Source organism: Nocardioides sp. CPCC 206348, assembly GCF_048654705.1.
GTDB lineage: Bacteria > Actinomycetota > Actinomycetes > Propionibacteriales > Nocardioidaceae > Nocardioides.
Genome location: NZ_JBMCZA010000198.1, coordinates 115,355 through 122,590 on the forward strand (window position 1 = coordinate 115,355; position 7,236 = coordinate 122,590).

A 7,236-nucleotide genomic window follows, 5' to 3' on the forward strand; every position below is an offset into this window, starting at 1 on the left:
GGGACGCGATCGGCAGGAGTTTGCGCAGCAGTAGCTGGCCGCCGGCGAGCCGGCCCGATCGGCGCCTGACACAGATGACCAGGACCCTCGGTCACGCCGGCGACCTGGTGCACCGCTACGGCGCCGACATCCCGGTCCAGCGCACCGAGAGCTTCCGCGACCTCGAGGCCGCTCGCGCCCGGATCATGCACGCCCTGTACGTCAGCGCCCACGCCGTCGGTGTCTCGCTGCACCAGCACGGCCGCAGCCGGTACCAGGCCGCGCTCGGTACCAACCGCCCCATCGAGCTCAACCTTCGTCACTCCCCCTACGCAGTACCGCCGACCACCGAGTGGATCCGCCGCATGACCGTCTCCGAGGCGGCCGCGGGCAGATACATCGACGGACGGTTCACCCAGGCGCTCCGGGGCGAAGCCAGCCGACCGGTCGAGGACGACACCCGGATCTCCCGCGCTCTCGCCGGGTGGGACATCCAGGCCCACCGCACCCTCGCCTCCGACGCCTGGCCAACGAACATGGTCCTCATCACCCGCACCCAGGGACTCTTCGCCGGTGCCGCCATGGTGCTCGTCGACGCCGCACAAATCGGCGGCCGCGTCGAACCCAACGACCGGCTCTCTCCGGCGATCGCCGAGTCTGGCCGCGCCTGGAGCAACCTCGCCAGCCGCTGGGATGACCTCACCGCCCCAGATGCTCGTCTGGACCCAGACCTCACGCGTGCGGCCGCCGAGGTCCGCGCTGCCTGCCGTGAGCTGACCCACGGCTCCACCACGATGGACAGCCTCGACGTCATCGCCACCAGGCGCGGCCTCGATCGCAGCACTCGCGCGACCCTCCATGCCCTCGGGTCCAGTTCGGAGCTCGCCTACGTCGTCTCCGAGAAGGCCAACGTCCCGGGCCTCACCGGACCAGCCCGAGCGCTCTCTATCCGAGCCCACAACGACATCGAAGCAGGCCTGGCCGCCTCGCGCTCTGAAGGCGACGTCGTCTGGGTCTCCCCGGAAGAAATTCTCGCACGCAAGATCGTGCCTGTTCCTCGTCCCGTCGTAGAAGGCCTGCACATCGCCAGCCGTGCAACGGTCGAGTCCTGCAACCGCGCGAGCACTGTGTCCCTCGCTTGCGTTGGCGCCCGAGAGTTGGCCTCCCGGAACGATGCCCCTCGCAAGTACTCCCGAGAAGAGTCCATGAGGGGCGCCCCGGTTGGCGACCCAAACGTAGGGACCATCCACCTGCGCGCTAGCAGGTCACGCTGACGCGCCCGCGCCGGTTCGGATCGCGTCGACACGCCACCACACGCGACGGCGCGACGCCCGCGTAGTGGGAACCCAACCGCCCATCGCCAGCGACGGCGAACTCCATCCCCGTCGCGACTCCGGGCGTACTACGACCCGGGGTACCGTGGTCGGACAAACCAGCCCATCGAGGCGCTCACGCGGAACCCGCGCGGCCGAGAGTTACAAGGCTGGTACAAATGGCCACACGATTTCGACGTTTGCGCAGGTCAGCATGGGTCAGTCAGTCAGTATTACGACATCTGATCGATCGGAGGTTGAGGAGGGTCGCGCGGCGACCGTCTCGAAGCCGCACAAAGTTTGCAACGGTGGCCCCAGGAGTTCCTGGGGCCACCGTCATTTCTGATACGGACTCCGATCGCGCCTTCCCGGGGTCACCGCAATGCGTGCGTAGACATCTAGGCAAGGGTGATGGCTCGATCTAGTCTGGGATGTCTAGCACCCAGGTGCTGCAGCGGCGGCGCCGGATCGGAGATCCCGATGACACGAGGCAGCCTCACCCATCGCTTGCGACGACACTCGGCGTGGGGCAAGGCGGCGTTCGCGCTCGCCTTGGTCGGCGCCGCCATAGCCGCCGTACCTGCCCAGGTACCTGCTCAAGCGGCAGCCGGCCAGAAGGTCACGGCCGCGACGGCCGTCGCGCGCTCGTGCCACGCCAAGTACGTCGACGGGGCCGCCGGCACGCAGACGGTCACGGCGACCGCGCCCGTCACGGGCCTCGTCCGCGCGCGCCTGTCGGGCGGCGGCGACTGGGACCTCGGCGTCTTCGACTTCAGCTCCGGCCGCACGGTCGCCGGCTCGGCCGGCTTCACGTCCAACGAGCTGGCGGAGGGCTTCGTCAAGAAGGGCCAGAAGTTGCGCGTCCAGGCGTGCCGCTTCCGAGGCAGCGCGTCGAGCGCCGACCTGTCGATCGACTTCGTCGCGATCGCAGAGCACTCCATCGGCAAGGTGAAGATCGTTGATGTCAACACCCCCACCCGCAAGCTCAAGCAGCGGCTGCAGGGCCTCGACCTCGATCTCACCGAGCACGGCGACTCGAACTCCGTCGAGGTCGTCCTGCATGGCTCCGCCGACGAGCGCAAGCTGCGCGAGGCCGGCTTCACCTTCAGCGTCCGGATCGCGGATCTCGAGGCGCGCTCGAAGTCCAACGCGACGGCCGACTCGAAGTTCGCGGCCGCGAACCCCAAGACTCAGCTGCCCAGCGGTAGCAACGCCTACCGCCACCTCGCGGACTACAACCTCGAGCTCAAGCAGCTGGCCATCCGCTACCCGGGGCTCGTCAAGGAGCTGACACTCAACCACCAGTCGGTCGAGGGCCGCGACATCCACGGCATCGAGATCACGCAGAACCCCAACGCGCAGGACGGCAAGCCGATCTTCCTGCAGTTGGGCGTCCACCACGCGCGTGAGTGGCCGTCGTCCGAGCACGTGATCGAGTTCGCGTACGACCTCCTGACGAACTACGGCACGAGCAGCCGGACCACGGACCTGGTCAACACGACGCGCACGATCGTCGTACCGATCGTCAACGTGGACGGCTTCAACCTTTCGCGGGAGGCTCGGCACGCCGGCTTCAGCGCCTCCTTCGGCCTGTTCGACTACGAGATGAAGCGCAAGAACTGCCGGATCTCGTCCTCGACGCCGGCGCAGTACGCGAGCGGCACCTGCGGGGACAACGCCGCCGGGCGCCTGCGTGGCACCGACCCCAACCGCAACTACGGCGGCCTGTGGGGCGGCAGCGGCGCGAGCGTGTCCTGGTCCAACGACACGTTCCGCGGCGATGCGCCGTTCTCCGAGCCGGAGATCCAGAACATCCGCGAACTGCAGAGCACCCGGTCGATCACGAACCTGATCACGAACCACACGTTCTCGAACCTCGTGCTGCGCCCGCCGGGTGTTGCCGACATGGGTGCCCCGCTCGAGGAATCGCTCGTGAAGGCGCTCGGGGCGCGGATGACCAGCCACAACGGCTACGCCAACATCCCGGGCTACGGGCTCTACGACACCACGGGCAGCACCGAGGACTGGACGTTCTGGACCGCTGGCTCGCTCGGATTCACCTACGAGATCGGACCCGACGAGTTCCACCCGCCGTACAACAACGGCGTCGTCGACGAGTACCTCGGCCGCGGCCAGGCCGCGGGAGCCGGCAGGGGCGGCAACCGCGAGGCCTACTACGAGATGCTCACGTCGACGAAGGAGGAGACCCTGCACTCGGTCATCGAGGGTTCGGCACCGGCCGGCTCGACGCTGACGATCAGCAAGACGTTCCTCACCGAGACCTCGCCCATCTGGAACAACGACTTCGGGACGGACATCGGCGCCGTCCAGACGTTCCAGGACACGCTCGAGTACTCCATGGTCACCGACGGCACGACGTTCGAGTGGAACGTCAACCCGTCGACGCGGCCGGTCGTCGCCGGACGCGACGGGCGCGACGCGCTGGGACCGCCGCAGGGGCCGATCGCGCTGGCCAACCCTGACGGCCAGCCGGGAGAGAACACGGGCGACCCGCTCGCGGGAGCGCACGAGGAGATCGAGTTCGAGGTCGAGGGCCTGCCGACGTACGACAACGGCCGCATGGCGGTGCACATCGACTGGGCCGACGCGAACACCGACTGGGACCTCTACGTCTACGACGCGGCCGGCAACCTCGTGGCGCAGTCCGCGGCGTTCGGCGACACGACCGAGGACGCCGTCCTGTTCGACCCTCCGCCCGGCACGTACACGGCCGTGATCGTGAACTTCGACCAGGTCGACGGCCAGGCGTTCGACGACTGGGGCAACGGCGGCGTGACGTTCCAGAGCCCGAGGCCACGCGTCGAGAACCCCCTGAAGGAGGCGTGGACACTCACCTGCAAGCGGCCGAACGGCACGCTGGCGTCCCCGATCGAGGTCATCGTCGATCGCGGAGGACGAGCCGACATCGGCGACGCTTGCGCGTGACTGGGAGGGACGGCTACCGGCCGGGGCGGCGAGGTGATCGCGATCCACCCGCCCCACGCGCGCTCGACCGCGACGTCGGCGAGCGACGGGAACCGCCGCGCAAAGGCACCTGACAGCTCCTCGACGAGGCCGGGATCGGGCGTCTTCTCCGGGAGCGGGTAGGTGGTGCCGCGCTCCAGTCGTCGTACACCGAAGACGATGGTGTTGCGCGGGGTGAGGCGGTAGTTCTCCATGATCGCGTGCTGGGTCACGAGGCCCATGCCACTGGTTCAGCCGAGTGCCGCGATGCGCTCGGGAGCGATCGGCTCCGTCTCCACCTCGATCACGTAGATGGGCACCGACAGTTGCTTCGGGGTGATGTCCCACTCGCCGGCGTCGTGACTGCGATGGCCCCGGGTCTCCCCCGGGGCCATCGACATTTCGCGAACGAACTCACCGAAGCAGGACCTGAGCGAACTCATCCGCCGAGCACGAACGTGCCACCGTCGACGAACCTCAACTGCGGGAACTCCCCCGCGGCGCACAGTACGCCGACCGTCCCCGACGGGAGCACAGCCAGGGAGGTCGCATCACCGCGCCCGTCGGCGAAGGGGGCCTCGCCGCCCGGCTGCCGGATCCAGGCAGGGGGCACGTTGCCCGGGTCGGTGAAGTCCGCAGACTGCACGTGGGCCACTACGTCGTCCCAGGTGTGGCCGTCGCCCACGCCCACGACGAAGAGTCCGGTCGGTCCCTCCCAGCTGTTGCGCAGGGTGAGACTGACGATGCCGGCGGTCGTCGGCAGCGGCGTGCCGAGCGAGCAGGTCGTGCCGTCGAACGAGACTTCCAGGGACCCGTTCGCGACCACACCTCCCGGCCGTGGCGCACCCCGGCGCAGCCCTGCGAGGGTCGCCTCGACCACGCCGTCACCGTCCGCCCGGGTCGCCACCCTCACCGGCCGACCCGACGGGTCACGCGAGATCCGACCCGCCGCGGGGCCGTCCAGGGTCACCGAGACCGTGAACTGCTCCCAGGTCAGCAGGTCCGGGTCGGTGAGCGCCACCGCCGCCACCGGGTCGAACCAGTAGTTGCCGGGCCCTGCGAGCGCTGGCGCTCGGAGGTACATCTCGTAGGCGATGTCAGCACCCGCGGCCTCGTGGTCGGCACCGAGGAGCGCGAGGACGTCCTCGGGAACCGGGACGTGGCGGGTCGCATCGAGCGGTACGAGCGTCACCGGCACGCCGGACCCGAGCACCGCGGCGAACGCGTCGGAGTCGGCCCCGGCATTCCACTCGACGTGGTCGCTCGACGTCGTCGGCGCGACCTCGAGGTTGCCGGGCGCCTCGATCGTGCCCGCCATGGAGAGGATGCCCGTCACCTGCTCGAGGGCCGCCGGGTCCGCGGCCAGGAGGTCGGCGAGGTTGGTCCACGGGCCCAGCGCCAGGACCGTGGCCGGTCCCGCGGAGACCGCCTGGGCGAGAACGGCGACAGCGTCCGGCCGAGCGACCAGGTCCTCGACCGGATCCTCGACCTCAGGCAGGTCCACGCCGTTCATCGCGTCGCTGGCCCTGCGCCACTCCACGGGGAACGACCGGCCGTGAGGCCCGGGCTTCTCACGGCCACACCCGAACGGCACGTCGGTCCGGTCGAGTACGGCGAGCAGGCGCGCCAGGTTCTGCTCGCCCTGCTCGCACTGCACCAGGCCCGTGCCGCTGATCGCGATGCCACGGACGTCGACGGCCGGGTCGCGAAGCAGCACGAGCAGGGCCAGCAGGTCGTCGGCGCCGAGGTCGGTGTCGACCACCACCGGCAGCGGATCCCTGGAGGTCGACGAGCCATCGGCAGCAGGCCGCTGCGCGGTCGGTGCGTCGGGCGCACACGCCACCAGCAGCAGCACGACCGACCACGCGACCAGCACCCATCGCATGTGCCAGCATCCCACGCCCACGGCGGCCGCGGTGGTTGAGGTTTTGAACGGCCTGCCTGCCCCGGGCTCGGACACTGTCAGGTCAGTCGTCGCGACCGAGGCCTGCCTCGCGGGCCTTGATCGCCGCACTGGTCCGGTCCTCGACCTGCAGCTTCACCAGCACCGAGGAGACGTTGTTGCGGACCGTCTTCTCGGAGATCCCGAGACGCTCTGCGATGGCCCGGTTGCGCAGACCGGCGGCGATCAGGTCCAGCACCTCGCGCTCGCGCGGGGTCAGCTCCGGGAAGGCTGGCGCGTGGGTGGCCGCCGCCCCGGAGAGCAGGGCGATGATCCGGTTCGCCACCGACTGTCCGTAGACCGCATCGCCGGCGGCAACGGACTCGATCGCCCGGACCAGCTCGGCCCGTTCCGCTCCCTTGAGCAGGTAGCCGCGGGCACCAGCCCGCAGTGCGGCGAGCACGGAGTCGTCGTCCTCGTGCATGGTCAGCACGAGCACGGCGACACCCGGATGGCTGACCCGGAGCCGCCCGATCGCGGTGATGCCGTCCATGACGGGCATGGCCAGGTCGGTGAGTACGACGTCGGGGCCGGCCGTCGCGACCAGGGCCTGGAGCTCCTGGCCGTCCGCGGCCTCACCCACCACCTCGATCCCGGCGACATCCGCGAGGACCGCGGTGATCCCGTAGCGCACCATTGGGTGGTCGTCGGCCACCACGACCCGGATCATGGCGCCACCTCCCACGGCAGGTGGACCCGGACCCGGGTACCGGGATCCGTCGCCACGATCTCGAACCGACCGCCCAGTCGCTCGGCCCGGTCCCGCATCGAGACGACACCGACGCCACCAGCGCGGCCGGCGCCCGGACCCACGCCGTCGTCCTCGACCTCGAGCACGATCTGGTTGCCCTCGCAGGACACCGCGAGCCGGGCCCGACCCGCACCGGAGTGCCGGACGACGTTGGTCATCGCCTCCTCGGCAATGCGGAACACGGCGACTGCGACGGCGGCGGGCAGGACCGGGAGCTCTGGCGGGATGTCGACGTCGACCACGAGCCCACTTGCCCGGAGCTGCTCCGCGCGGCGCCGGAGCGCGGC

The 7,236-nt window shown here is 69.9% G+C and carries 6 protein-coding genes; 2 read left to right on the forward strand and 4 right to left on the reverse strand.

All coding sequences use genetic code 11. The features are described 5' to 3' along the window. Positions 1-74: 74 nt before the first annotated feature. Positions 75-1,253: a hypothetical protein gene (locus ACOADB_RS18990; RefSeq protein WP_378601963.1), complete on the forward strand. Its 1,179-nt coding sequence runs from the start codon at positions 75-77 to the stop codon at positions 1,251-1,253. A gap of 519 nt (positions 1,254-1,772) precedes the next feature. Then, positions 1,773-4,238 carry a M14 family metallopeptidase gene (locus ACOADB_RS18995; RefSeq protein WP_378601966.1) on the forward strand — a complete coding sequence of 822 codons (2,466 nt, stop codon included), beginning with the start codon at positions 1,773-1,775 and terminating at the stop codon, positions 4,236-4,238. 269 nt (positions 4,239-4,507) lie between these two features. Here ACOADB_RS18995 and ACOADB_RS19000 read toward each other — a convergent pair whose 3' ends face one another. The 4 genes from ACOADB_RS19000 to ACOADB_RS19015 form a co-directional block, all read right to left on the reverse strand. Next, a complete protein-coding gene (locus ACOADB_RS19000; protein WP_378601969.1) occupies positions 4,508-4,699 on the reverse strand; it encodes a hypothetical protein in 192 nt (63 codons plus the stop codon). Beyond that, positions 4,696-6,141 (reverse strand): nucleoside hydrolase, encoded by a 1,446-nt coding sequence (locus ACOADB_RS19005; RefSeq protein WP_378601972.1) that lies wholly within the window; start codon positions 6,139-6,141, stop codon positions 4,696-4,698. Before ACOADB_RS19005 ends, ACOADB_RS19000 begins: the two co-directional genes overlap by 4 nt. Before the next feature lie 82 nt (positions 6,142-6,223). Further along, positions 6,224-6,868 carry a response regulator gene (locus tag ACOADB_RS19010; protein WP_378601975.1) on the reverse strand — a complete coding sequence of 215 codons (645 nt, stop codon included), beginning with the start codon at positions 6,866-6,868 and terminating at the stop codon, positions 6,224-6,226. Further along, positions 6,865-7,236 (reverse strand): sensor histidine kinase (locus tag ACOADB_RS19015; RefSeq protein ID WP_378601978.1); only part of this gene is annotated, 372 nt, incomplete at its 5' end. The genes ACOADB_RS19015 and ACOADB_RS19010, both read right to left, overlap by 4 nt.

Bases quoted from the DNA above. Each gene is read 5' to 3' on its own strand.
- ACOADB_RS18990 (WP_378601963.1), top strand. From the start codon at position 75: ATGACCAGGACCCTCGGTCACGCCGGCGACCTGGTGCACCGCTACGGC.
- ACOADB_RS18995 (WP_378601966.1), top strand. From the start codon at position 1,773: ATGACACGAGGCAGCCTCACCCATCGCTTGCGACGACACTCGGCGTGG.
- ACOADB_RS19000 (WP_378601969.1), bottom strand. From the start codon at position 4,699: ATGAGTTCGCTCAGGTCCTGCTTCGGTGAGTTCGTTCGCGAAATGTCG.
- ACOADB_RS19005 (WP_378601972.1), bottom strand. From the start codon at position 6,141: ATGCGATGGGTGCTGGTCGCGTGGTCGGTCGTGCTGCTGCTGGTGGCG.
- ACOADB_RS19010 (WP_378601975.1), bottom strand. From the start codon at position 6,868: ATGATCCGGGTCGTGGTGGCCGACGACCACCCAATGGTGCGCTACGGG.